Source organism: Clostridioides sp. ZZV14-6387 (assembly GCF_020657835.1).
In the GTDB taxonomy this organism is placed as follows: Bacteria; Bacillota; Clostridia; order Peptostreptococcales; family Peptostreptococcaceae; genus Clostridioides; species Clostridioides difficile_A.
The window spans coordinates 1-1,579 of sequence record NZ_JAGWCW010000066.1; the positions used below are offsets into that span (position 1 = coordinate 1).

Annotated in this window: 1 protein-coding gene and 1 pseudogene; both read right to left on the reverse strand. The window is 26.3% G+C overall.

Annotation, left to right across the window (positions count from 1 at the left end):
- Positions 1-58: 58 nt before the first annotated feature.
- Complete coding sequence (locus KGF38_RS19940) at positions 59-844, reverse strand: EFR1 family ferrodoxin (RefSeq protein WP_054268911.1); 786 nt, start codon at positions 842-844, stop codon at positions 59-61.
- 396 nt (positions 845-1,240) lie between these two features.
- A pseudogene (locus KGF38_RS19945) lies at positions 1,241-1,579 on the reverse strand (hypothetical protein); the annotation flags it as partial.

Sequence of the window (1,579 nt, forward strand, 5' to 3'; positions counted from 1 at the left end):
ATGTATTATATATACGAGTTAATTTGAAAGATATTAAATACATTTTATTTTTTAATCTCTATTTTTTTGTGAATAGGTTAGAATCATACCATTTATTAAAACGGATAAATTTAAATGGTTGATGTATATTAATTGCATTTTCAGGACAATTATAAATACATCTCATACACAAGCAACAACTCCAATTAAACTTAACTTTATCTTTTGTAATATTTATGTTGTGTTTAGGACAATTATTGGCGCATTTAGAACAGTGTATGCAATTATTTTTGACATAAAAAAACTTACCTAAGATATGAGCTCCATACCATTCTGACCTACCAATAAAGGATAGTGTTTTTACTAAAGTGCTACTATTTGGAAGGTATGAAATTCTATTAATTAAATTATGTACAGTATTATGTATTTCTTTATCTGCTTTATCAATAAGCTCTCTTGTTTTTGTATCATCATATTTGACCATAAAATTTGATGGCATAGCAAACAATTTATTATAAAATACTTTGAAACCTTTAGCATCTAATCTTTTGATTAATAAATTTGAGGACGCATAATTCATATGATTGTCTTCACCTGCTGTATGTATTATAAATGTATCCATAGAGTGTGTGTTAGGCAAAGTTTTTACAAAATCTAATACAATCTGAGGTGCATTAAAAGAATGTACAGGGTAAGCTATTCCTACCATATCATATGATGTCAAATGAATTTTAGATTTTTTAATATTTTCTATTTTTGTACACTCAACACAAAATTGTTGATTTTCAAATTCTTGCTTTAGTTTATTAATTATATATTCTGTCATGCCAGTTCCAGAGAAGTAAAACATACATAATTTATTCAAAGTGATACCTCCTATTAAATATAATAGTAGCTTGTTAGAGTCATTATAACATATAACTAATTAACTTAATAGAAAGCCAAAAAGATTTGTATTGTAGTTGATAAATAACCGAAAAATCCAAGTAATCATGATAGAGGTTGTTACCTAAATATTACTGATAATTTAAAAAGAAGAAAATGCCAACAAGCAAAAAAATCAGATAAAATTTAATTTTATCTGATTTTTTTATATTTATTTTATTAGATTATGTTAATATTTGTTGACCGAATAAAAGTATATTCAGTCAACTCTCTATACCTATAATAATATTGGGGGAATATTATGAGGAATACATTTATTATTATGGCCAATTATTGATGTCTTATACAATTTACTTAAAATTACTTAAAAAATATTTTACATTTCTTCCTCATCAAATTCCTCAATATTAGTATTTTGTGGTATTCCTTGCATAGTCATATTACTAGAACCATAAGGAGTAGGAAATATACTAGGAGGCATAGTACTAGGCATAACTACAGGCATACCTTGCATTGTATTATGACATATGACACCTGGTATCATCATAAGTACATTAGGAGGCATATTTTGATTACATGAGAAGTTAGGAATACCCATATTATTGTTCATATTCCATCCCATGTTATTATTCATATTGCCAGACATATTGTTAGGCATACCCATGTTATTATTCATATTACCAGACATATTGTTAGGCATACCCATGTTATTATT